Annotated in this window: 25 protein-coding genes and 1 tRNA gene; 12 read left to right on the plus strand and 14 right to left on the minus strand. The window is 69.3% G+C overall.

The window, feature by feature from the left end:
• Positions 1-18 precede the first annotated feature (18 nt).
• From recG to A33M_RS09750, 3 genes are all read left to right on the plus strand, one after another.
• Entirely contained in the window at positions 19-2,121 is a 2,103-nt protein-coding gene (gene recG, locus A33M_RS09740) for an ATP-dependent DNA helicase RecG (protein WP_008386386.1), read from the plus strand.
• Positions 2,122-2,189: 68 nt separating this feature from the next.
• Positions 2,190-2,501, plus strand: coding sequence for a type II toxin-antitoxin system HigB family toxin (locus tag A33M_RS09745; RefSeq protein WP_008386388.1), 312 nt, complete (start codon positions 2,190-2,192; stop codon positions 2,499-2,501).
• On the plus strand, positions 2,486-2,728 hold the full coding sequence (locus A33M_RS09750; RefSeq protein ID WP_008386390.1) for a hypothetical protein: 243 nt from the start codon (positions 2,486-2,488) through the stop codon (positions 2,726-2,728). The genes A33M_RS09745 and A33M_RS09750 overlap by 16 nt, the downstream gene beginning before the upstream one ends.
• A 46-nt stretch (positions 2,729-2,774) precedes the next feature.
• Here the strand turns inward: A33M_RS09750 and A33M_RS22305 are convergent, their stop codons facing one another.
• The 4 genes from A33M_RS22305 to glmU form a co-directional block, all read right to left on the minus strand.
• The gene (locus A33M_RS22305; protein ID WP_008386392.1) at positions 2,775-3,455 is read right to left on the minus strand and encodes a hypothetical protein; all 681 of its coding nucleotides are present in this window, start codon (positions 3,453-3,455) and stop codon (positions 2,775-2,777) included.
• Positions 3,456-3,515: 60 nt separating this feature from the next.
• Positions 3,516-4,442, minus strand: coding sequence for a DUF502 domain-containing protein (locus A33M_RS09760; RefSeq protein WP_083850396.1), 927 nt, complete (start codon positions 4,440-4,442; stop codon positions 3,516-3,518).
• Positions 4,443-4,599: 157 nt separating this feature from the next.
• Entirely contained in the window at positions 4,600-6,423 is a 1,824-nt protein-coding gene (gene glmS, locus A33M_RS09765) for a glutamine--fructose-6-phosphate transaminase (isomerizing) (protein ID WP_040619971.1), read from the minus strand.
• Between the two features lie 150 nt (positions 6,424-6,573).
• Positions 6,574-7,926, minus strand: a complete 1,353-nt coding sequence (gene glmU / locus A33M_RS09770; RefSeq protein WP_040619973.1) for a bifunctional UDP-N-acetylglucosamine diphosphorylase/glucosamine-1-phosphate N-acetyltransferase GlmU — start codon at positions 7,924-7,926, stop codon at positions 6,574-6,576.
• Positions 7,927-8,094: 168 nt separating this feature from the next.
• Between glmU and A33M_RS09775 the strand changes: the two genes are divergently transcribed.
• Positions 8,095-9,135, plus strand: a complete 1,041-nt coding sequence (locus A33M_RS09775) for an SPOR domain-containing protein (protein ID WP_008386411.1) — start codon at positions 8,095-8,097, stop codon at positions 9,133-9,135.
• A gap of 245 nt (positions 9,136-9,380) precedes the next feature.
• On the plus strand, positions 9,381-9,758 hold the full coding sequence (locus A33M_RS09780) for a hypothetical protein (RefSeq protein ID WP_008386413.1): 378 nt from the start codon (positions 9,381-9,383) through the stop codon (positions 9,756-9,758).
• Here the strand turns inward: A33M_RS09780 and A33M_RS09785 are convergent.
• Positions 9,724-11,334 (minus strand): glycoside hydrolase family 17 protein, encoded by a 1,611-nt coding sequence (locus A33M_RS09785; protein WP_008386414.1) that lies wholly within the window; start codon positions 11,332-11,334, stop codon positions 9,724-9,726. The genes A33M_RS09780 and A33M_RS09785 overlap by 35 nt on opposite strands.
• Before the next feature lie 374 nt (positions 11,335-11,708).
• On the opposite strand from A33M_RS09785, the gene A33M_RS09790 reads away from it, so the two are divergent.
• Entirely contained in the window at positions 11,709-12,257 is a 549-nt protein-coding gene (locus A33M_RS09790; protein ID WP_052026992.1) for a hypothetical protein, read from the plus strand.
• Between the two features lie 303 nt (positions 12,258-12,560).
• Complete coding sequence (locus A33M_RS09795; protein ID WP_202801842.1) at positions 12,561-15,128, plus strand: glycosyltransferase family 2 protein; 2,568 nt, start codon at positions 12,561-12,563, stop codon at positions 15,126-15,128.
• Positions 15,129-15,248: 120 nt separating this feature from the next.
• Here the strand turns inward: A33M_RS09795 and A33M_RS09800 are convergent, their stop codons facing one another.
• Complete coding sequence (locus A33M_RS09800) at positions 15,249-16,442, minus strand: M20 aminoacylase family protein (RefSeq protein WP_040619976.1); 1,194 nt, start codon at positions 16,440-16,442, stop codon at positions 15,249-15,251.
• A 228-nt stretch (positions 16,443-16,670) separates the two neighbouring features.
• Here A33M_RS09800 and A33M_RS09805 point away from each other — a divergent pair.
• Positions 16,671-16,746 (plus strand) — tRNA-Lys (locus A33M_RS09805).
• A 124-nt stretch (positions 16,747-16,870) separates the two neighbouring features.
• A complete protein-coding gene (locus A33M_RS09810) occupies positions 16,871-17,140 on the plus strand; it encodes a hypothetical protein (RefSeq protein WP_052026993.1) in 270 nt (89 codons plus the stop codon).
• Positions 17,141-17,148: 8 nt separating this feature from the next.
• On the opposite strand, the gene A33M_RS09815 is transcribed toward A33M_RS09810, so the two are convergent.
• The 5 genes from A33M_RS09815 to A33M_RS09830 all read right to left on the minus strand — a co-directional run bounded on the left by A33M_RS09815 (position 17,149) and on the right by A33M_RS09830 (position 19,263).
• Entirely contained in the window at positions 17,149-17,595 is a 447-nt protein-coding gene (locus A33M_RS09815; protein WP_040619977.1) for a PEGA domain-containing protein, read from the minus strand.
• Positions 17,596-17,716: 121 nt separating this feature from the next.
• The gene (locus A33M_RS09820; protein WP_008386419.1) at positions 17,717-17,941 is read right to left on the minus strand and encodes a hypothetical protein; all 225 of its coding nucleotides are present in this window, start codon (positions 17,939-17,941) and stop codon (positions 17,717-17,719) included.
• A gap of 23 nt (positions 17,942-17,964) precedes the next feature.
• Positions 17,965-18,090 (minus strand): hypothetical protein, encoded by a 126-nt coding sequence (locus A33M_RS25235; RefSeq protein ID WP_008386420.1) that lies wholly within the window; start codon positions 18,088-18,090, stop codon positions 17,965-17,967.
• Entirely contained in the window at positions 18,083-18,745 is a 663-nt protein-coding gene (locus A33M_RS09825; RefSeq protein WP_008386421.1) for a hypothetical protein, read from the minus strand. The genes A33M_RS25235 and A33M_RS09825 overlap by 8 nt, the downstream gene beginning before the upstream one ends.
• A 110-nt stretch (positions 18,746-18,855) precedes the next feature.
• Positions 18,856-19,263, minus strand: coding sequence for a hypothetical protein (locus A33M_RS09830; protein ID WP_008386422.1), 408 nt, complete (start codon positions 19,261-19,263; stop codon positions 18,856-18,858).
• Positions 19,264-19,344: 81 nt separating this feature from the next.
• Between A33M_RS09830 and A33M_RS09835 the strand changes: the two genes are divergently transcribed.
• Entirely contained in the window at positions 19,345-19,602 is a 258-nt protein-coding gene (locus A33M_RS09835) for a hypothetical protein (protein WP_008386423.1), read from the plus strand.
• A 114-nt stretch (positions 19,603-19,716) separates the two neighbouring features.
• Complete coding sequence (locus tag A33M_RS09840; protein WP_008386424.1) at positions 19,717-20,070, plus strand: hypothetical protein; 354 nt, start codon at positions 19,717-19,719, stop codon at positions 20,068-20,070.
• A gap of 557 nt (positions 20,071-20,627) precedes the next feature.
• Here A33M_RS09840 and A33M_RS09845 read toward each other — a convergent pair.
• Complete coding sequence (locus tag A33M_RS09845; protein ID WP_008386425.1) at positions 20,628-20,999, minus strand: hypothetical protein; 372 nt, start codon at positions 20,997-20,999, stop codon at positions 20,628-20,630.
• 162 nt (positions 21,000-21,161) lie between these two features.
• Here A33M_RS09845 and A33M_RS09850 point away from each other — a divergent pair, with 162 nt between their 5' ends.
• Positions 21,162-21,563, plus strand: a complete 402-nt coding sequence (locus A33M_RS09850) for a hypothetical protein (RefSeq protein WP_157223406.1) — start codon at positions 21,162-21,164, stop codon at positions 21,561-21,563.
• An 80-nt stretch (positions 21,564-21,643) separates the two neighbouring features.
• Here A33M_RS09850 and A33M_RS09855 read toward each other — a convergent pair whose 3' ends face one another.
• Together A33M_RS09855 and A33M_RS09860 are read right to left on the minus strand one after the other, a co-directional pair.
• Positions 21,644-22,132 carry a DUF2513 domain-containing protein gene (locus A33M_RS09855; protein WP_083850398.1) on the minus strand — a complete coding sequence of 163 codons (489 nt, stop codon included), beginning with the start codon at positions 22,130-22,132 and terminating at the stop codon, positions 21,644-21,646.
• Between the two features lie 102 nt (positions 22,133-22,234).
• Positions 22,235-23,341 carry a phage major capsid protein gene (locus A33M_RS09860; RefSeq protein WP_008386427.1) on the minus strand — a complete coding sequence of 369 codons (1,107 nt, stop codon included), beginning with the start codon at positions 23,339-23,341 and terminating at the stop codon, positions 22,235-22,237.
• Between the last annotated feature and the right edge of the window lies 1 nt (position 23,342).

The raw sequence follows: 23,342 nt of genomic DNA on the forward strand, positions 1-23,342 counted from the left end.
CACACCGCCGGTCCACCGATGCGAAGACCCGACAGCCTCAATCCCCTGTTCGCCGCCATCACCACCCTGCCCGGCGTCGGGCCGAAGATGGAGCGCCTCTATGCCCGCCTGCTCGGGCGCGAGGCGCCGCGGGTGCTCGACCTCGTCTTCCATCTGCCGACCGGCTTCATCGACCGGCGCGCCCGCCCGAAGCTCGCCGAGGTGAAGCCCGGCAGCGTGGCGACGGTGTGCGTGAAGGTGGAGCGGCATCGCCCGCCGCCGCCCGGCCGCTCGCGCGCGCCGCATCTCGTCTTTGCGAGCGACGCCACCGGCGACCTCGTGATCACCTATTTCAGGGCGCGGCCGGAGCATCTGCAAAAGCTCTTCCCGGTCGGCGAGGAGCGCTGGGTGTCGGGCACCACGGCGCTCTATGACGGCATGCTGCAGATGGTGCATCCCGACCGGGTGATGACCGAGGCGGAGCTGGAAAAACTCGCGCCGATCGAGCCGGTCTATCCGCTGACCGAGGGTCTTTCGGCCTATGCGGTGCGGCGGGCGGTGGAGGCGGCGCTGTCGCCGCTGCCGAGCCTGCCCGAGTGGCAGGACGCGGCCTTTCTCGCCGCCGAAAAATTTCCGAGCTTTGCCGAAGCCCTGCGCACGGTGCATCGGCCGGGCGAGCCGGAGGACGTTTCGGCCGAGAAAAGCCCGGCGTGGCGGCGGCTCGCCTTCGACGAGCTCTTGGCCGGTCAGCTCGCCTTGGCGATGGTTCGCGCGCGGGTGAAGAAGGCCGCCGGCCGCGCCACGGTCGGCGACGGGCGGTTGCGCGAGAAGCTCGCCGCCGCGCTGCCCTGGAGCCTCACGCCCTCGCAGGACAAAGCGGTCGCCGACATCGTCGCCGATCTCGAGAAGCCCGAGCGAATGCTGCGGCTGGTGCAGGGCGACGTCGGCTCGGGCAAGACGGTGGTCGCGCTGTTCGCCTGCGCCACCGCGGTCGAGGCCGGCAGCCAAGCCGCCCTGATGGCGCCGACCGAAATTCTCGCCCGCCAGCACCTCAAGACCATCGCGCCGCTCGCAAATGCCGCGGGCCTGCGCATCGCCATCCTCACCGGACGCGAGCGCGGCCGGGAGCGCACCGCCACCTTGGCCGCGCTCGAGGCCGGCGAGATCGACCTTCTGGTCGGCACCCACGCGATCTTTCAGGACGACGTCGTCTTTCACGACCTCGCGCTCGCGGTGATCGACGAGCAGCACCGTTTCGGCGTCCACCAGCGCTATGCGCTCGCCAAGAAGGGCCACGCGGTGGACCTTCTGGTGATGACCGCAACGCCGATCCCGCGAACGCTCGTGCTGACCTATTTCGGCGACATGGACGTCTCGGAGCTGCGGGAGAAGCCGGCCGGGCGAAAGCCGATCGACACCCGTACCGTCGCGCTCGACCGGCTCGACGACGTGGTGGCGGCGGTCGGCCGCGCGCTTCACGAGGGCCGGCGGGTCTACTGGGTCTGCCCGTTGGTGGAGGAGTCGGAAACGAGCGACCTCGCCGCCGCACAGGACCGCTTCGGCGATCTCGAGAAGATTTTTGGCGCCACCGTCGGGCTGGTGCACGGAAAGATGCGCGGGAGCGAGAAGGACGCCGCGATGGCCGCCTTCGCCGCCGGCGAGACGACGCTTTTGGTCGCCACCACGGTGATCGAGGTCGGCGTCGACGTGCCGGAAGCGAGCGTGATGGTGATCGAGCACGCCGAGCGCTTCGGCCTCGCCCAGCTCCACCAGCTGCGCGGCCGGATCGGCCGCGGCGAGGCCGCCTCGACCTGCCTGCTCCTGTACAAGACGCCGGTCGGCGAGACGGCAAAGGCACGGCTCGCCACCATGCGCGACACCGAGGACGGCTTTCGCATCGCCGAGGAGGATCTTCGGCTGCGCGGCGAGGGCGACGTGCTGGGCACCCGGCAGAGCGGAATGCCGGGTTTTCGCGTCGCCCGCATCGAGTCCCACGCCGAATTGCTGGAAGCCGCCCGCGACGACGCCCGCCTGATCCTCGCCCGCGACCCCGAGCTAAAGTCCGAGCGCGGCGAGGCGTTGCGCACGCTCCTCTACCTCTTCGAGCGCGACGAGGCGGTCAGGCTCTTGCGGGCGGGGTGAAAGGCGGCCCTGGACGGACGCGATCTGCCCCTACTACCCTCGGCTGCTTTCTTTACCCGAGCTTTTTCATGCAAGTCATTGCCCGCCGAACGCTTGAGCTGTTCTGGTGCCGCCACCCGGCCGCCGAAGGACCAGTTCGGGTCTGGTACGCCGAAGTCTCGCGCGCGCTCTGGCGCGGGCCGTCCGACGTCAAGGCGCAGTTCGGGACGACGGTGGATTTTCTGCACGACAATCGATTGATTTTCGATCTCGGCGGAAACAAATATCGGTTGGTGGCCCACGTTTCCTATACTTACGGCCGGGTGCTGGTGAAGTTCATCGGAACCCATGCCGAGTACGATCGTATCGATCCGGATACCGTATCATGGCGCCAGAGATAGAGCGGATCCGCAACGAGGCCGACTACGAGCAGGCACTCGACGAGATCGAGGGCTTCTTTGCCTGCGAGCCGGTCCCGGGCACGCCAGAAGCGGCGCGGTTCGACGCGCTCGCGCGGGTGATCGCGGCATACGAAGCGGAGAACTGGCCGATCGAGCCGGAACAGGCTCACGGCGGCCGGAGCGACCAGACCGAAAGCCGGCCGGCCACGAAGACGGCCCGCCGCTGACGGCGGCTCGCCCGCCGCCACGTCGAACGCCGGCGGCTCGCCGAGGTCAGGCCACCACCACCGCGCCGATCTTCTCCTGAACCAGCGACAGCGGCGTGCCGTCCGGGCGGTGCAGCAGCGCCCGCACCTCGATCACCGGCACACCGAGTAGCAAGTCGCTCGGCTCCCCGCCCATCCGGTCCGCCGCCGCCGTGCCCGCCTGCCGCCGTTCCCGAAATTCCGTCACCGCGGACACGATCGCCGCCGGCGATGCCGGGCGCACCCAAAGGGTCCGGCGGATCGGCTGCAACGCCTCGATCGCCTCGCCGAACGGGCAGTCGGTGGTGATGCGGGCGCGCATCTCCGCTGTCAGCCGGGCGGGGAAATACCAGTTGGTCGCCTCGGCGACCCGCAGGCCACACAGGCGCAGCTCGACCTTGCGAAACACCAAGCCGGCGGCGGAGGGGTTTTCGCCCGCCCCCTCGCCCGCGGGACCGTCCAGGCCGAGTGCGCGAAAACCCTCGAAGTCCAAGTTTTCGGGATCGGCATCGGCCACCAGGCGGACGAGAACGTTGCCGTCGGCAATCCCGCGCTCGCGGCACCAGGCGGCCAGCACGGTGGTCGCGAGGCGCGCATTTTCCAGCCGCGACGCGAGCGACCGCACGTCCCCCACACGACGGTCGAGATCGTCACGATCGCGATCCTCGGCGGGCGTCTTTCCGGCCGCGGCCGGCATTCCACGCATCATGATGTCGGGTACTCCACCGCGACGCCGCTCCGTTTCCGCGGCTCGCGAAACGCCTCGTCGTCAGCCGGCCGCCGTCACCGGCTTGCCGGCCGACTCGTCGGCGGACTTGTCCGACGGCTTAGCGGCCGACCTCTCGCCGGATTGGTCCCCCAGTTCGCCCGCGCCCGCATCCGTCGCCGGCCCCGCCGCAACCGGCTCCGCACCGGCGTCCTGCCCGGCGGAAGAATCCTCGGCGGCCGCCGTCTTGCCGGCCTCCTCGGCCGACTGCACCGTCTGCGCCGCGGCGGCAAAGCCGGCGAGCCGCTTCTGATGGTCGGCCGCCCCGCCCGGCTGGATCATGCCGGCCGACATGATCAGCTTGGCGGCGTCCTCGACCGACATCTCGAGCTCGATCAGCCGCGCGCGCGGCACGAAGAAGAAGAAGCCGGTGGTCGGGTTGGGCGTGCACGGCATGAAGCACGACACGTGCTCCTCCGGCGGCAGCCGCTCGGCCACCTGCTGGCCCGGCGCGGTGGAGAGAAACACCAGCGACCACATGCCGGGCGAAGGAAACTCGATCAGCGCCACCGTGCGGAAGCTCGAGCCGGTCTCCGAGAACAGCGTCTCGAACACCTGCTTGAGCCCCTTGTAGAGCGAGCGCACCAGCGGCATGCGGTCCAACAGCCGCTCGCCGAACTCCACCAGCGTGCGCCCGACCAGATTGGCGGCGAAGAAGCCGAGCGTGGTGAGCGCGACGAAGGCGATGATCAGGCCGGTGCCGGGGATCGCCCACGGCAGATAGGTCTCGGGGCGGTACTGCACCGGGATGAAGGGCTGCACCAGCGCGTCGACCCAGGTGACGAAGGTCCAGGTCAGCCACAGCGTGATCGCCACCGGACCGGCCACCACGAGGCCGGTCAGAAAATAGTTGCGAAGCCGGGCGCCCGGTCCGGCATGAGCCTTGTCGGGTCCCGGCGCAGGGGGAGACGGCGGTCTGGTGGCGCTCATGGCCCTCTATGTTGCCTCGATTCGAGCGCGGCGCAACGGCACGGCGACAATCCGCCCCGGCTTGCCGTCCGGCTTGCCATCTCTGCCCGCAGCGCGGGATGCCGCAGGGCGGCACACCCGCGCCTGTTGCGCTGCGTCCAGATATCGCCTGCCCGTGTCACTCGACGGTGACGGACTTGGCGAGATTGCGCGGCTGGTCGACGTCGGTGCCCATGATCACCGCGGCATGATAGGCGAGCATCTGCACCGGCAGGGCATAGACCATCGGCGTCACCGTCGCCGGCATGTGCGGCAGCGTGAGGGTGGCGAGCGAATCGACCGTCGCCTCGGCCGCCCCCTGCGGGTCGGTCACCAGGATGATGCGGCCGCCGCGCGCCGCCACCTCCTGCATGTTGGAGACCGTCTTCTCGAACACCCGGTCGTGCGGCGCGATGACGATCACCGGCATGGTCTCGTCGATCAGCGCGATCGGCCCGTGCTTCAGCTCGCCCGCCGCATAGCCTTCGGCGTGGATGTAGGAGATCTCCTTCAGCTTCAGCGCGCCCTCGAGCGCCAGCGGATAGCTGGTGCCGCGGCCGAGATAGAGCACGTCGCGGTTCTTCGCGATGTCGCGGGCGAGTTTCTCGACGGCCGGCTCCAGCGCGAGCGCCGCCGTCATGTGGCGCGGCACCTCGATCAGCGCCCGCACCAGCCGCTGCTCGTCCTCCTCGGTGAGGTTTCCACGTGCCCGGCCCGCGGCGATCGCCAAGCAGGCGAGCACGACCAGCTGGCAGGTGAACGCCTTGGTCGAGGCGACGCCGATCTCGGGCCCCGCGAGCGTCGGCATCACCGCGTCGGCCTCGCGCGCGATGGTCGAGGTCGTCACGTTGACGATCGCCACCGTGTGCTGGCCGTGCGCCTTCGCGTGGCGCAGCGTCGCCAGCGTGTCGGCCGTCTCGCCCGACTGCGAGACGAACAGCGCGAGATTGCCCGGCGCGAACGGCGCGTCGCCGTAGCGCAGCTCCGAGGCGATCTCCACCTCGACCGGCAGCTTTGCCAGCCGCTCGAACCAGTATTTGCCGACCAGCCCTGCGTAATACGCAGTGCCGCAGGCCGAGATGGTGACCCGCTCGAGGTCGCGGAAATCGAACGGCAGGTCGGGCAGCGCGATCCGCTCGGCGGCGAACGACACGTAATGGCCGAGCGTGTGGCCGACCACCTCCGGCTGCTCGTGGATCTCCTTCGCCATGAAGTGGCGGTAGTTGCCCTTGTCGACCAGGAACGCCGAGGCGCTCGACTGCATCACCGGCCGCGCCACCGGCGCGCCCGTCTCGTCGAACACTTTTGCGCCGGCGCGCGTCAGCACCACCATGTCGCCGTCCTCGAGATAGGAGATCGAGGAGGTGAAGGGCGCGAGCGCGATGGCGTCGGAGCCGAGATACATCTCGCCCTCGCCGTGACCGATCGCCAGCGGCGAGCCCCTGCGCGCACCGATCAAGAGGTCTTCCTCGCCTTCGAACAGAAATCCGAGCGCAAAGGCGCCGCGCAGCCGCGGCAGCGCCGCCTTCACCGCGTCGACCGGGCCGAGCCCGGTCGCCATCAGCGCGCACACCAGCTGGGCGACCACCTCGGTGTCGGTCTCGGTCGAGAAGTGCGCGCCCGCGCCTTCCAGCTCGGTGCGCAGCTCGTTGAAGTTCTCGATGATGCCGTTGTGCACCACCGCGACCGGGCCGGCGGCGTGCGGGTGGGCGTTCACCTCGTTCGGCCGGCCGTGGGTCGCCCAGCGGGTGTGGCCGATGCCGACGCGGCCGCGCAGCGGCGAGGCGGCGACCTTCTGCTCGAGGTTCTTCAGTTTGCCCTCGGCCCGGCAGCGGGTGAGATGCCCGCCCTCGAGCGTGGCGACGCCCGCCGAATCGTAGCCGCGATACTCGAGCCGCTTGAGCGCGTCGACCATCTGCGGCGCGACCGGCTCACGCCCCAAGATTCCGATGATGCCACACATGATCACGCCCCCTCGTGCGTCGCCGTGCCTGGGTCCCGGACGGTCCGGCACGTCGCGCGATGTTCGTCCATGCAAGTCCCCGGCCGGAGCAAGACCCCGGCGGACGCGAGAGTCCCGGCCGCGGCCCCCGCGGTCGGGAATCCGCCCTGGTCAGGGCTTTTTCTTGACGGCCGTCGCAGTCTCGCGCCAGCGCGCCGCCCAGCCGTCCTTGACGACCTGCCGGCCACGGCCGACCGCGAGCCCGTCCGGCGGGACGTCTTCGGTGATCACCGAGCCCGAGCCGACATAGGCGCCGTCGCCGATCGTCACCGGCGCCACCAGCGACGAGTTCGAGCCGATGAAGGCGTTCGCGCCGATGTCGGTGTGATACTTCTTCACGCCGTCGTAGTTGCAGGTGATGGTGCCGGCGCCGACATTGGTGCGCGAGCCGACGCGGGCATTGCCGATATAAGTGAGGTGGTTGACCTTGGCGCCGGCCTCCACCGTCGAGGCCTTCACCTCGACGAAGTTGCCGACATGCACCGCCTCGCCGAGCTCGGCCCCCGGCCGCAGCCGAGCAAAAGGCCCGACCGTCGCGTTCGGCCCGACATGCGCTCCTTCGAGGTGCGAGAAGGCGCGGATCACCGCGCCCGCCTCGACCGTCACGCCGGGCGCGAACACCACATAGGGCTCGACGGTCGCCCCCGGCGCGATTGTCGTGTCGGCAGAGAAGAACACCGTGCCGGGCGCCGTCATGGTCACCCCGGCGTCGAGCGCGGCGGCGCGCAGGCGTCCCTGCAGCACCGCCTCCGCCTCGGCGAGCTGCGCCTGCGTGTTGACCCCCAGGACCTCGGTGTGATCCTCGGCCTCGATCACTGCGGCGCTGGCGCCCGCGACGCGGGCGAGCGTCACCACGTCGGTGAGATAAAACTCGCCCTTGGCGTTGTCGCAGCCGATTTTTTCCAACAGCGCCAGCGCACGGGCGCCCGACATCCCCATCAGGCCGGCATTGCACAGGCCGATCGCCTTCTCGGCCGGGCTCGCGTCCTTCTCCTCGCGGATCGCCACCAGCGTGTCGCCCTCGGTCACCAGCCGGCCGTAGCCGGTCGGGTCGGCCGGGCGGAAGCCGAGCACCGACACGGCGGCGCCTTCGGCGAGCGGCGCCCGCAGCCGGGCGAGCGTCTCGGGGCGGATCAGCGGCGTGTCGGCGAACGCCACCAGGATGTCGTCGGCGCCCTGCTCCAGCGCCGCACGCGCCGCGAGCACGGCGTGGGCGGTGCCGCGCCGCTCGGCCTGCACGAAAATCTCGGCGTCGGGCGCGACGGCGCGCGCCGCCGCGGCGACCGGCTCGGCGTTCGGCCCGACCACCACTGCGATGCGGCTGCCGGTTTTTTGCACCGCGTCGAGCACGTGGGCCAGAAGCGTTCGGCCGGCGATGGCGTGCAGAACCTTCGGGCGGGACGAGCGCATGCGCGTGCCCTCCCCGGCGGCGAGCACGACGGTCAGGCAGGTTCGCGCCGTCATCGGTATTCTCTTGGTATTCGCTGGTGTCCGGATGGCGCCGGATGACGCCCGCCGCCCTCATAGCCTGCCTTTGCGCCTGCGAAAAGCCGCACCCGCACTGTCACGGACGCGCCGGGCGCTCGCGACTCTGGTAAGTTGGCTGCAAATTGATTCGGCAGATTCAAGGACATGGCGGACCGCCTCGCGAACCGACCGACGAACCGGCCCCAGGCGCGGCAAACGAAGGACGACCGGCGGATCGAGGTCGGGCCGCTGTTTCGTCTCGCCGGATGGGGCCTCGCCGCCGTCGCGGCGGTCGGGCTCGCGGTGCTGGCCGGTCGCTCGGAGGTCGGCGAGCGCCGGCTCGCGATGGCGAGCGGTCCGCTCGCCGCTCGGGCGGATGCGATGAAGATCGCCACCGCCCAGGCGATGACCCAGGCGATCGAGACCGAGCGCGAGACCCGCCGGCTCGCCGAGTCCTTGAAATCGCTCGAAGGCGACCGCGACACCCTGGCCGGCCGGCTCGCCGCCGTCGAGGCGAGCCTCGCCGATCTCACGGGCTCGATCGCCCTCACCCGGCCGCTCGCGCATCCGCCCGCCGGCACCGACCGGCTGCTCGATCCGGGCATCACCTCGCCCGTGCCGACCCCGCCGGACGGGCTCGGCACGCCGGCGACCTCGCGGCCGACCGCCGAGAGCGAGAACCCGGCGGCGCCGATCGAGCTGCACGAGCCGGCCCGACTCGCCACCGCCGGCAGCACCGCGGCGCTCGGCCTCGCCGCGCAGGAGACGAGCACCGTGCCGCTGCCGCGTCCGAAGCCGGTCGCGGTCGCCGCCCGTACGCCCGCCCCCTCGTCCGCCCAGCCGGCTCCGCCGGCGGCTCCCGCAGCCGCGACGCCGGTGGCGGCGACCAGCGCCGCAGCGGTGCCGCCGCCCGCCCGCAACGCCTTGCCGAAGCGCTATGGCATCCAGATCGGCGGTACCGGAAGCCTGGAGAACCTGCGGACGATGTGGGGCCAGGTGAAGGCTGCGCATCCGGCGGTGGTCGCCGGGCTCGAGCCGGCGGTCGCGCTGCACCAGACGAGCAAGCCGGGGGTGATCGAGACGCGGCTGGTCGCCGGGCCGGTGTCGAGCACGATCGCCGCCACCCGGCTGTGCGCCACCCTCGCCGCCTCCGGGGTCGCCTGCCGGGCGACGCTGCTCGACGGACGGACGCTCGCGCTGCCGTGAGCCTCCGCCGGCGGCGACGATCCGCCGCGGCCGACTTGCCGCCGCCACTTCTCCGTCGCCACTTCTTGTCCCTCCCCACTTCTCGGCCGGCGCCTCTCGGCCGGGTTGCCGCCGCAGCTTCCAAAAAGCTCTTCGGGAAACGCCGGGAAGCCGTTAAGCTCGTGCCGTTTCCGACCCGTCCCGTCTGCTCGCCTGCACGCGACGGCGGCGCCGGGCCGGCATCCACTTCGCGAGGTTTTTTCTCCATGCGCCCCCGCTTCCTGCCCTCGGCCCGCACCACCAACTGGCTTCTGGTCGTCGGCTTCGTCGCGCTCGGGACGGCGTTGTGGATGCGCTATCTGGTGATCCAGAACACCCAAGTGGGGCTCGCCTGCGACGCCGGCCGGGACAGCACGCTGTGCCTCGCGCGGCTGATCGCCTCGCGGCTGTTCGGCGCCGGCGTGTTCGGCTGGGTCGCGGTCGGGGCGGCGGCGGTGAATCTTCTACGGCCGACGGTCGTCACCTTCGCGATCGCGCTCGCGGCGACCGCGATCGGCGTGGTGCTCTACAATGCCGGGCTCGCCGGGTTCGGCGGCGCACTTCTGCTGCTCAGTCTCGCACGACCCGCACCCGCAGAAGCGTGACAGCGAGCGCGGCGAAGGCGAGCGCGAGCCACACGGCCTGCCAGTTCGCGACCGTCTCGTTCAGCACGACGAAGCCGGCCGACAAAAGAAGCGTCGCGGCGATGCCGTTCTCGGCCGCACCCCGCACGCCCTCGCCCCGCACCCGCCAGGCGATCGAGAGGAACGGCAGCGTCGCGGCGGTGAGCGAGGCGAACGGGAAGTCGCGGTAGCGCGGATCGAACACCAGGCCGAGCGCGGTCTGCACCGCGAGCACGGCGGTCAGCACGAGGAGCCAGCCGGCGGCCGCGGTGACGGGAGAGGTCGGCCGCTCGCCGGCCGCCCCCAAAATCTCGGAAAAACCCGGCAAGCGCTCGCCGCGGGCGAGCAGCGCCGCCCCGGCGACGGGTGCCGCCACCGTCACCACGCCGAGCAGCACGCCACGGAAAAGCCCGCCCCAGCCGAGGCTTTCGACCAAAATCTTCTCCAGCGCCCAGCCGGCGAGCAGGCCGCCGGCCGCCGCCGTGAGCGCGACCGCGGTCCAGGCGCCCGGCGAAATCTTCTCTCGCCCCGGCCCGGCCGCGGCAGCAAAGGCGGCGGCAAAGACCGCGAGCGCCAGCGCGGCGCCGAGCCCGGCATTGCGCAGCCAGTCGGGATGGTCCGACACCGGCTCGCCGACCAAGAATTTCGGCTCCCGCCCGGCATCGGTGAGGATGCCCCAATGGCCGCCGACGGTGCCCTCGAGTGCCCGCTTCCAGGGCTGGTCGAACGCCTCGATCACATTGACCCGAAAGCCGCCGCGCTGCGCTCGATCGAGCACGTCCTGCACCACCAGCGCCTCGTTGGAAAGCGACGGCAGCGCCCCTTCCCGCATCCGGCCCGCGCTCGGCCAGCCGACCTCGCCGACCAGAATGTCCCGGCCCGGAAACGCCAGCTTCACCCGGTGGACGATCGATTCGACGTGCGCGCCGGCCTGGTCGGCCGGGATCGGATCGTCCTCCCAATAGGGCAGGATATGGACGGTGATGAAGTCGGCCGCCTCGGCGAGCGCGGGGTTGCGCAGCCAGAATTCCCAGACGTCGGCGTAGGTGACCGGCACCGGCACCGCCGCCTTCACCTCGCGAAGGATCGCGCCGAGGTCGCCCGCCGACAACTCGCCACGCAGGAGCACCTCGTTGCCGACCACGACGCCGATCACCGTTTTCGGATGCGCCTTCACCAGCGCGATGGTGCGGTCGATCTCGGTGCGGTTCTGGTCGCGCCGGCTCGACAGCCACAGGCCCTGAAGGACCTTCAGGCCGTGCCGGGCGGCGATCTCGAGGATGGCGTCGAGGCCGTGCTGGATCGAGTAGGTGCGGATGCAGGAGGTGACCGCCGACAGGCGCGAAAGATCCTCCTCGATCTGCCACGGCTCGGCGCGAACCGACGGGTCGAGCGGGCTCTGGGCGCCGCGGAACGGCGAATAGGACACGCAGGCGAGTTTTCCGCCGGGTGCGAGGCCGGTCTCGATCGGCACCGGGCGGCCGAGCCACCACCAGCCGGCCGTCACGGCACACAGGACGATCAACAGAAGAAAGAGCGGCAGGCGGGTCGGACGCATGGAGAATTTCCGCGGGCGCCGCCCCGAGCGGACGGCCGTCTCCCGACTAGCGTGCCGCCGCCGTCCCGCCAAGCTTCATCCCGTCGCATCACCCTGCCGCGAGGCCCTGTCGACCCTCCCGCCGAGGCGATTCTCGGGGCCGAACCGGCCGTTCGCGGTGGCTTCTCCGCATCGCTCGGACGCGGGGCGCGGTGGGCCGAGGTGCGGTGACCCCGTGCCACAGCCGCATTCGCGCCCCCGACCTTCGGATTGGTGGACAAGTATGTTGATCCGTCGCAAGATTGCCACGGTCCCCGTGCCGTAATGCGGCTCCGCTCGGGCGGCACGACGCCGCCCCGACGTTTCCGACCCACACCCGCCAGCACAGTACAGACATGCCTCTCAACGGTTCGCGCGTCGCCCTGGTCTGCTGTTCCGCGGCTCTCGCGCTCGCGCTCTCGACGCCGGTCTCGGCGCAAGCCCCCGAGCAGAAGCCTCCCGAGCAGGCCGCTCCCTCCGAGCAGGCGCCGCCGCCTCAGCCGCAGGCCCAGCCGCAGCCGGAGCAGCAGGCTCCGCAGAGCGGCGCCGCCGACGCGGCCAAGGCCGAGCGCAAGACGCGCGCCGACCAGACGGTCGAGGCCGGCAAGGCTCTGCAGGGGCCGGCCGCCAATGCCGAATGCGTCTGGCTCGGCGAGCGGGTGGTCGGCCTGATGTGGCGCGACGACCTCGACACGGCGTTTCGCCATCTCGATCTGTACGACCGATTCGGCTGTCCCGGCGGTCACGTTCAGAATGCGTTCAGGTGCGTCGTGCGACTTGGTCCGCTGGATCAGAAGTCCGGCGACATCAACGCCCGTGTCCACGGGTGCTGGCTGGACCCCGATCTCGTCGCCCAGGCTGCGCCCACCCCCGCACCGCCGCAGCAGGGAACGAACCCTCGATAGCGTCGTTGTCGCGACGTTGGCCGTTTCGGACATGCGGTACGGAACAACCGCTACGCCCTGAATTCGCCATGTGTGACGTGTACTGGAACCCTGCCGCGCGAGATACCGGCCGTACGATACCGGCACTGTCTCTCGCGGTTTTCCCCCGGTCCCGGTCGAGCCTAGGGGACAGGCTCGAGACCGTTTACCTCCGCCCCATTCGGTAAACAGACCATGCGATCCGTCGCTGCCGTGGTCGCGCTCGTGGCATGTCTTCATGCGGGCGCGTGGGCCATTTGGCAAACCCAGTCCTCCGCTCCGAGCGTGACCGGTCCGCTCGCCAGCGTGTCGTATTCGCCCTTCGAGGGCCATCCCGAGGAAGGCAACCGGCCGACCACGGCGCAAATCCGCAGCGATCTCGAGACGCTCGCCCCCTACACCCGCGCGATCCGAACCTATTCGGCGACGGGCGGGGCCGAGCTGGTGCCGCCGATCGCCGCCGAGGTGGGCCTGAAGGTCGCCGCCGGCGCCTGGCTCGACAAGAACGCCGACCGCAACGAGCGGGAGATCCGCTCGGTCGTCGAGCTCTCCCGCAAGAACCGCAACATCAACGCGATCGTCGTCGGCAACGAGACGATCTACCGCGACGACCTGAAGATCGATCGGCTGATCGACTACATCAAGCAGGTCAAGCGCGAGACCGGCGGCACCGTGCCGGTGACCACCGGTGAAATCTACTCGGTGTGGCTCGAGCATCCCGAGCTGGTCTCGGCGGTCGACTTCATCGCCGTCCACATCCTGCCCTACTGGGAAGGCTTTTCCGCCGACCAGACGGTCGAGCTGGCGATCAACAATTTCTTCAAGCTGCGCCAGGCCTATCCCGGCAAGCGCATCGTCATCGCCGAGTTCGGCTGGCCGAGCGCCGGTTACAACCGCCGCGCCGCCGAGCCGGGCCGGGTGATCCAGGCCTCGCTGCTGCGCGACTTCGTCTCGCACGCCGAGCAGCTCGGCATCGACTACAACATCATCGAGGCGTTCGATCAGCCCTGGAAGACCTTCGAAGGCTCGGTCGGTGCCTATTGGGGCCTGTTCGACGCCGACCGGAAGGCCAAGTTCGCCTGGAGCGGGCCGATCTTCGATCCGGCCTTCGTCAAGGTGGCGATGGTCGCGGTGGCGGTCGGGCTCGTGGTGTCGCTGCCGATCCTCCTGATGGGCGCGACCACCCTGCAGGCGCTGGTGCTGGCGTTCTTCGCCAATGCGGTCGGGGCCTGGGCCGGCGTGGTGTTCGACTACTGGCAGGGCCACTATTTCGTGGTCGGCTCGGCGATCGCGCTCGGCATCGGCGTGCTCCTGATGATCCCGCTGGTGGTCATCGCCATGTGGAAGATCGACGAGATCGCCGCCGTGCTGTTCGGCCGCGGCCCGCGTCGGCTGCTGCCGCACGGCCTGAAGGCGCCGGAGGGTTTTGCGCCCAAGGTGTCGATCCACATCCCGGCCTATTACGAGCCGCCGGAGATGCTGAAGGCCACCCTCGACGCCCTCGCCCGGCTCGACTACCCGAACTTCGAGTGCGTCGTCGCGATCAACAACACCACCGATCCGGCCTTCACCGACCCGATCGCGGAGCACTGCAAGCTGCTCGGCGACCGCTTCAAGTTCCTCAACCTGCAGGACGTGAAGGGCTTCAAGGCGGGCGCGCTGCGGATCGCCCTCGAGCACACCGCTCCCGACGCCGAGATCATCGGCATCATCGACGCCGACTACACGGTGACGCCCGACTGGCTGAAGGACCTCGTCCCGGCCTTCGCCGACCCGCAGGTCGGCCTCGTCCAGGCGCCGCAGGACCACCGCGACGGCCACAAGAGCCCGCTGCACGACGTGATGAACGCCGAATATGCCGGCTTCTTCGACATCGGCATGGTGCAGCGCAACGAGACCGACGCGATCGTCACCCACGGCACCATGTGCCTGATCCGCCGGGCCGCCATGGAGGACGCCGGCGGCTGGTCGAGCGACACCATCTGCGAGGACACCGACCTCGGCCTGACGATCTACGAGCGCGGCTGGACCGCCTGCTACACCAATCGCCGCTACGGCTACGGCCTGCTGCCGGACACCTTCGAGGCGTTCAAGAAGCAGCGTCACCGCTGGGCCTATGGCGGCTTCCAGATCGTCAAGAAGCACTGGCGCCGCTTCCTTCCCGGCAGCAGCGCGCTGACCGGCGAGCAGCGGCGCGAGTTCACGCTCGGCTGGCTCAACTGGCTGGGCGCCGAGAGCCTCGGCGTGGTGGTGGCGATCCTCAACCTCCTGTGGGTGCCGGTCGTCGCCTTCGTCGGCATCGCCATCCCCGACAAGGTGCTGACCCTGCCGATTCTCGCCGCCTCGGTGGTCTCGATCCTCCACTTCGCGACGCTCTACCGCTCGCGGGTGCGGGTCGGCACGGTGCAGGCGCTCGGCGCCATGCTCGCCGCCATGGCGATGCAGTGGACCGTGGCGCGGGCCGTGGCGTTCGGGCTGATCAAGGACCACCTGCCCTTCGTGCGCACCGCCAAGGGCGGCGGCCGCGGCAAGCGGGTGAACTTCCCGGCCTTCGACGAGGCGGTGATGGGGGCGCTCCTGCTGATCGGCGCGACCATCGTCTACGCCACCAATTACGAGAGCGTGCGGGAGGTGAACCTGTTCGCGATCGTGCTGGTGGTGCAGAGCCTGCCGTTCCTCTCGGCCGTGGCGCTCGCCGCCTTCGAGACCTCGCGGCTCAACGACTTCGTGCTGTGGCGCGCCGTCCAGGCCCGCACCGCCGAGCTCTTCGGCCTCGAGGCCTTGCGCCGCGGCACGCTCTATGCCGAGACCGGCTCGGATGCCGCCGACCAGCGGATCGAGCCGAAGGTGTGAATTTTTGGAGTGGCGCTTCGGCGCCGCCTCCTCTCGTCGACACGGAAAAGCCCGGCCCTGCGGCCGGGCTTTTTTTGTCACCTCGTGCCGGTGAGCACCGGCGATGCCGGGTGAAAAGAATCAGGCCAACGCCGTCTCCACCAGCCGCACCCAGTAGGACGTGCCGAACGGAATCGCCCGGTCGTCGAAGTCGTAGCCCGGATTGTGCAGCCCGGCCGAATCGCCATTGCCGATGAACACGAAGGCGCCGGGCCGCGCCTCCAGCATGTAGGAGAAATCCTCGGCGCCCATGAAGGGCGGCATATCGGCATTCACCGCATCGGCTCCGGCGACCTCGGCGGCGACCGAAGCCGCGAACGCCGCCTCCCGGGCATGGTTCACCAGCACCGGATAGCCGCGCCGGTACTCGAACCTCACTTTTGCCCCGTGCGCCTCGGCGGTGGCGGTGACGATCTTGCCGATCCGCTCCTCGAGCCGATCGCGCACGTCGGGGGCGAGGCTCCGCGCCGTGCCGAGCAGCTTTGCCTCCTGCGGGATGACGTTGTCGACGTTGCCGGCCTGGAACATGCAGATCGACACCACCGCGGCCTTCAAGGGATCGATGTTGCGCGACACCACCGACTGCAGGGCGGTGACCATCTGGGCGCCGACAAAGATGCTGTCGACCGAGAGATGCGGCCGGGCCGCATGGCCGCCGACCCCCTCGATGTCGATGTGCAGCGTGTCCTGCGCCGCCATGATCGGTCCGGTGCGGGTGCCGAACCGGCCGACCGGCATGCCGGGCGAGTTGTGCATGCCGAAAACCTCGTCGATGGCGAAGCGCTCGAACAAACCGTCCTCGATCATCGCCCGCGCGCCGGCGCCGCCCTCCTCGGCGGGCTGGAAGATCACCACCGCCGTGCCGGCGAAATTCCGCGTTTCTGCGAGGTACTTCGCCGCGCCGAGCAGCATCGCGGTGTGGCCGTCGTGGCCGCAGGCATGCATCTTTCCCGGCACCTCGGACCTGTAGGGGACGCCGGTCGCCTCCTCGATCGGCAGGGCGTCCATGTCGGCGCGCAGCCCGATCACCTTTCCGCGCACATTGCCGGGGCCGCCCGCCCCGTTGCCCGCCCCCTTGCGGCCGCGGATGACGCCGACCACCCCGGTGCGGCCGATGCCGCGCAACACCTCGTCGCAGCCGAACGCCTCCAGCTTCGCGGCCACCGTGCCGGCGGTGCGGTCGAGGTCGTAGAGAAGCTCGGGATGCGCGTGCAGATCGCGCCGCCACGTGGTGATCTCAGCCGCGAGGGTCGCGACCCGCTCGACGATGGGCATTTCTTTCGGCCTCGCTGCGCGAATCCGAGACGATGCGGCCGCCGACGTGACGCCGCCGGCGGCGAACGGGCGCATCGCCCGGCTCGGTCTCGGCGCCGAGTATCGCCCCGCCCCGGCCGAATTGCCACCCGACGCCTCACGCGCCGTCCCTCCCCGCACCTCCCGGCGCATCTGCCGCTGCCGCCGGCCTTGCCACCGCGCCGATGCCCCGGTACACACCGCACCCACGAGCCCGTAGCTCAGTCGGTAGAGCACGTGACTTTTAATCATGGGGTCCCGGGTTCGAGTCCCGGCGGGCTCACCAAAACCCCAACATATTCAGGTCATTATACAAGGCCTCCGGCAGCCCCGCCGCTGCATCCGCTTCGGTGTCCGCACAGTGTCCGCGATTTGGTGCCGTGCCCGTGGGCCCGTGGGAGAATGGCGACGTGGATTTACGGCTCCGCCCCACCGAGATCCCGACCGGCAAAACCCTGCCCGACGACTACCGAGTCGTGCTCGGCACGCGGACGATCGGCCGAATCATGAAGGTGCAGCGGGCCGGCGGCGCCGTGGCGTGGTTCTGGACGTTCCTGATCTTCCCGAACAGCCCGGCCGACCGCGGCGACGCCGAAAGCCTGGACGCGGCCAAGGTGGCGTTCCGGGCGAGGGTCGAGACGGTCGGGGCGTTTGATCCGAAGACGATGCGGAAGGTGTGAAGCTCCGGTCAACTGCCCGGCGGCCGCTGCCGCCGTGGCGTCGGCTCCGGACCGGGCGGCTCGGCGCGTCGGATCGGGACAAGGTTTGCGATCACCGGATTCGGAACGTGCTCAAGCGCAGCACCGGTTGCAGCATCGGCAGCAATTCCGACCACCCCGCCAAGGATCAGGTTGCCGGCCACCCCGGCGGCGCCGGCGCCAGCGACCTCGGTTTTCACGGGGATGGTCTGGGGCTCAAATCCGGGCTTCTCAAAGGTAACGGAGAATTCCTCCTTACGGCCCATCTGCAGCGTGCAGGGCGTCATGCACATCATGCCGTTGGAAAGGCGCGCAGTCGCTCCTACCGGGTCGGAGGTGATCTGAATTTGATTGGTCGACCCTCGCGTGATCGTGGCGCATCCCCCGAGCGTTGCGACGAAAATTGCTGCGGCTAAAACCGTCCATTCCCGCCCCATGTCAACCCTCCGGTTGTGGAGGTTCCATCCTACCCCACAATCTAAACTCGCATGCCTTGATCCGAATCAACGAAAAGGGCCGCCCCGTCGGAGCGGCCCGAGGCCCGGCAAGCGGGCATGGTCAGTCGTCGGCCGGCTCGGCTGTTCCGGTGAGGCGCCCCCAGAGCGCCCGCGCGGCTTTAGCGTGGTCGAGGGCTTCGCCGATCACCCGCAGCGTTCCTAGCTCGATATCGATGTCCGTGTCCGTCTGCGGTCCGCGTCGCAGCGTTGCCGCCCGTTCATCCACGAGCGAATAGACGATCGTCATGTACTCGATTGTAGCGAGAAGGTCGTTCTCCATGTCCATCAAGGTCGGGGTCCGAGGCTCCGTCATGGCGTGGCCCTCCGCACCCCGAGATTCTGCGGTGACAAGGCGACTGCGCGCCCGACCGCAAAGCCGGCGACGGCCGAGACGAGCGCGGCGAACACCGCGACGGCGAGGAAGGGCTCAAGCATCGGCCGCCCCTTTCGCCCGCAGCATGGCCTCGGAATTTCCGGCCGCCAGCACGATCAGGCCCTCGACCTTGCCGGTGAGCAGCCAATCCAGGCTGATCCCGTGGTAGTCGGCCCAGTGGCGGACCGCCTGCTCGGCCGCGAAGGTGTCGGGCTCGCCTTCGTTGTAGTCGACCGTCAGCCGCGTGCACGCCGCGATGACCCGGTCGGCCGCCTCGCGGTCATAGCCCAGCTCGGCGCCGACGTTCCGGGTCCGGAGGATTCTGTCGACCATGCCCAACCGGAACAGGGCGCCACCCCAGAACGGCCCACCGTCATCCGGCTTCGGTTCCGGCCCAGCGTCCAACTTGGCCCGGCTCGGGTGCAGCGCGTGGAACAGCGCCTCGCGCCCCTCCTTCACGGTCTGGACCGTCTCGGCGATGTCACGCGAGATCCGGAACAAGGCGCCGTTCTGCTCCCGCGGGAGGTCGTGCGACATCATCGCGAGCACCTCGGCGTAGTCGCCGAGCGCCGACACGGATTCCTCGAGGTCGCACGCGATGCCGTAGGGCGTGCGGTCCTCGGCTTCGCGCTCGGCCTCGGCCGCCAGCACGCCGGCGTCGTTCGCGGTCAGGCGTGCGTCATCGCTCGCGCCAGCGGCGCGTTCGTCAGTCGTCATCGGGTGTTCTCCTGGTGGTGTCCGGCGTGCTGCCGTCAGGGCCGCCCGCAGCGGCCCGGAGAGCGTCACGCGGGAGGCCGCGGGGCATTCCCGCCCCGCACCCGGGAGGGTCAGGCCACGAGCGCCCGGAGCGCGGCCCCGACGTCGCCCGCGATCAGGGCATCGGCCAGCCGGTCCAGGTTCGGCGCCGGGTGGCGGGGCGGGACCGCCGGGGCGTCCGCCTCGTGCCCGAGCCGGCTGTACCGGGCGGCGCATTCGAGCCCACGGTCCCACGCCTGCGCCGCGACCTGACCGCGGCCATCGGTCCGGCCGTCGTACGGGTTACGGTACTCGCCGCGCTGGTGGGCCACGAAGCCCTCTCCGAACGCCTCGTGCGTGTCGTAGGGCGCGTACTCGGCCGCGAGCGCCGCGAGCGCGTCGGCGGGGCTTTGGTTCACCGGGGGCCGGCGGCGGACGGCGCCGGCCGAGGTGAAGCTGATCCGGGGCGGGGTGGCGGGCTGGGCTTGGGTGGTGGGCATCTGCGGTGTCTCCCCTTGCTCTAAAATCAACGTAGCGCTACTATTAGCGTGACGTTGATTATGGTCAAGGGAAAAAATGACGTGACGTTGATCGCCGATGCGCTAAAAGGCGGCATGGAAGGCAAGCCTTGGCAAACCCGAGCCAAATCCGTTGGGCTCACGCAAAAGCTGCTCGCAAGGCTGCTCGGCCACGCCGAGAACACGGTCTCGCGTCAGCTCCGCGGCCATTGGGACAGCGGAATCCCGAAGCACGTCCGGACGATGATTCTCGGCTGGGAATTGATGACACCGGAGCAGCGGGAACAGTGGGTGCGGCTCGCGGACGAAGACGGCGAGTAACCGGCGGCGGTCCGGGCGTGCGGCTGCGGAAGAGGCAGGCACCGCAACAAGACGACGTCTGAATCCGAGTGTACACTCCCGCGGCACAACCGAGGCCGGACGGGAGGCACACCGATGGGCGAGCGCAAAACCGTTATCGTGGTCGACTTTTCCGGCGAGTTGCCGGACGACGTCGACATTATCGACGGCTCGATCGACCTCCTGGACGACGAGGACCGCGCCGACACCCTGCGAATGCTCGCCGAGATGAAAGCGCGCGGCGAGAAGGTCGAGCGATGGACGCTCGGCGGACCGCCGAAGCCTCGGGACGACGGCCAGCCGGCTGACGACGACAAGATGAATTGGACGACTGCGGACGGCCTGACGATCGACGACAGCGAGGGCGAGGGCGAGCCGTTCGACTTCTCGGTCGACGAGGACGACGAGGTGCCAGAGGACCAGCCGGGCACCGAGCCGCCGAAGCGGTAGCTCTCGCACCCTTCCGCCGCCTCGCGAATCCGCCTTCGTGGCGCCGCAGCGGCGGCCCGTGGTGCGGGTTCCGGGCCGACCGCTCGCGACATGCCGGAATCCCGATGGCGCACCAGCGGGGGGGGCGGGCAGGCTCCTGCGAGGCCGGCGACGCCGGGCTCGTTGGAAGTGTCATCGTTGGTGCAAATTTGCACCGACGAGCCGACGCCTGCGAGGCCGGCGACGCCGGGGCGGGCCGACACCAACCCCTTCCGTTTTGGAAGGGGTTTTCCGTGGACGACCACCCTGCGGGGACGGCGGCGCCGGGGCGGGCCTACTCGTGTCGGGTCGTCGGTATCAATTGATACCGACGAGGCCCTGCGAGGCCGGCGACGCCGGGCTCGTTGGAAGTGGACCGTACCCATATCCATCGCGGCGCACGACTGCACCCCGGCCGAACCATGTGTGTCGCGCACATAGTTGCCGCGGCCACCCTGCAGGGCCGGGAGCGCCGGGGCGAGAACTGACCAGTTGCCTGTGAGACACAGGCGGCTTGCACCTTCGTCTTACAGGCACAGTTACGTACCGGCCCGCTTCCGTCGCCGCTTCGGCTCGGGCTCGGGCGGCGGCTTCGGAAGACTCGCGATGTATTCCGTGGCGTAGCGCTCTACGATCTCGAGCGCGGCCTTCTGCCCGGCCTTCTGCATCGCCTCGACCATGTCGAGCACGGTCGGCGGCTTGGCCAGAAACTCAGCGAGCAATTCTTCGTGCCATGGTTCCGCGCCGAGGCTGTGCTTGTGAAGTATGAGGTCGCGCCCCGCGGCGATGTACTGTCCGGCTAACAACTCGTGCAGCTCGTCGGATGCATTGTCCTCCGAAGACACCGCCGCAAGCCGCTCCTTCATCCGCGCCCGATGCCGGGCCTGCCGTTCGGCGTTCGTGAGAGCCATGATGCCTCCGTTACGTAACGACGTGCTTATGGAGCCGTTACGTAACGAACGCAAGGGGGAAAGCAGAGACTTGCTCAATCGTCCCTTGTCGCTTTCAGGTTGCGGCGCTACGGTTCTACCGCGGCACCAGGGAGGCGGCGGGAGGCGGACGTGTGGCGGTGCTTGGTGGTCGTGGTTGCGGCGGTCGGACTCGTCGGATGCGCGACCGCGGCCCGGAAGAAGATGGACGAAGGCGCGATGTGGCGCCGTGTCGACTGCAGAGAAGAAGGCACCGCCGAGACATCGCAGGAGAGCAATCTTGCGCTGACGATCTGCAAGACGCGCGCGGAAGCCGCAGGCGAGGCGGCTGCAGCGTCGGTCCCGTCCGGACGCGGCACCGCCGACGCCATCGCGGCCGGAATTCAGATGGGCCAGACGCGCGTCAAGGTCGGCGACAACATCATGATCTCGTGCATGGCCGAGCGCGGTTATCTGCTCCGCACGAACGCCGAGCACGAAGCGGCTTGCCCCACGCCACCGCCGCCGACACCCTCAGCCAAACCGAAGAGAGCGTCCGCGCAATAAACGACCGGGACCCTCGTGAGCCCCGGCCGCCCGAGCCCCGCCGGTTCATCCACGGTCGGGATGACGCGCCGTTGCAGGCTCTACAGCCCCAGCCTCGTCTTCGCCCAATGCTCAACGGCCGCCGTCGCGACAGACTTGATCACGGAAAGAGGCAACGACGCCAGTTCAGTCGCCGAAAGTTTCGTCTTAATCTGATGCCAGACCGTGTCGTTCTTGAGAGACGCGACAAAGTCGTGTCCCTCCCAAGTCAAATCGCGAACGAGAACTAAGGCATAAGGGCGGTTGATCTGTCGGTTTTCGATTCCGTCGATCATTCCCGCAGCGAATAGAAGCTCAATGTGACGTCCAACGACAAGATCATCCTCTCCGTCGATTTTGATTTCGCGCGGTTTGAGGTCTGCCTTCGCCTCGATTGCGAGCAGAACCGTGCGCACCATTTCCATGTCGCGCCGCACTTTGACCCCCCGAAGCGTGTCCAGGGAAATCGTATAGACGTCGCCAGTTTCAGCAACGCGAACGGAAGCAGATTCAATCATCCCCATAACCCGCGCGCACACCGAACGCACCATCGTCGTACGCGTAGCCACACCGCTCCCGCCCAACACCGGGCATCCGTTGCGAGGCGTTACGGTCGGCGCCGAGCACCAAGCCCGGCGCCGCACTCGCCGCGATCAGACCGAAGCCGCAACCTTGATCTTGCGCAGCGCCTCGGCCTTCACCACGTCGCCCCCGACCCGGCGACGGCAGTGGAACCGGACCAGACCGTTCGTCGCTTGCGTGTACGGATCACGAAGGATCGTCATATCCACGCGATCGAAGATGCGATACCCGCTCGCGAAGTCGCCGAGCACGATCGGGAAGGCACCCCCGGCGATGTCCGGCATGTCGGGCGCGTCGATCACCGGCCGGCCGAGCAGCGTGCTCGGCTGGTCGGGCTGAAGGCCCGGCGCCCACAGGTATTGCCCCTGCCCGTCCTTGAGCTTGCGAATCGCCGCCAGCGTCGTGGAATTGAGCATCCACGCCGATCGCGACCGGTAGAACGCCGGCAGGGCGTACAGCGCATCGATCAGAGCGTCGGCCGTGATCGTGCTCGCATGACCCGATGCGACCTGAGGCACAGCCGCCGACGAGAGAATGCCGAACGGCTTGTTGACGCCGTCGCCGCTGACGAACGCCGCGCCCTCGATCCGCCCGAACTCTTCCGCGAGGTCGGCCGCGATCTCCTGCTCGATCGGGAATTCGCTGTCCTCCACGAGCTTGATGCTCGCGTCGACATAGCACGCCGCCTCGTGAGCCGAGATCGTGAGCTGACCGTACGCCGCCTGCGTCGCCGATCGAGCTTGCTCTTCACCCACCCAATGCGCGGTCGGCGCGGCCGTCCGCTTGGGCAGGATGATCTGAGAACTCGACATCCGGCCGACCCGCGCGGCCTGACGGACCGGGCTGAACTGGACCAGATTCTTGATGATCTCGCGCTGGAATTGCGAGGTCACCAGATAGCCGCCGTCCTGATTGGACCCGACCGTGAGCGACTTGCGCTCGACCTCGGGCAGAGACTCGACGCCGCGCCGGATGAAATTGGAGAACGCCTTCTCCTCCAGCGTCGGCCCCTTCTTCACCTCGGCGCCCCCGCCGGTCCCGGTGCGGTTCATCGCCGTCTCGATCTCGTCGCCGCGCTTGTGCTCGGCCTCGAGCTTCGCCTCGATCTCGTCGAAACGCTTGTTGGTGGTCGTCACCATCGATTCGATGGCGGACTTTACTTCGTCAACGACAGGCATG

This window comes from Rhodovulum sp. PH10 (assembly GCF_000293785.1).
GTDB lineage: Bacteria > Pseudomonadota > Alphaproteobacteria > Rhizobiales > Xanthobacteraceae > Rhodoplanes.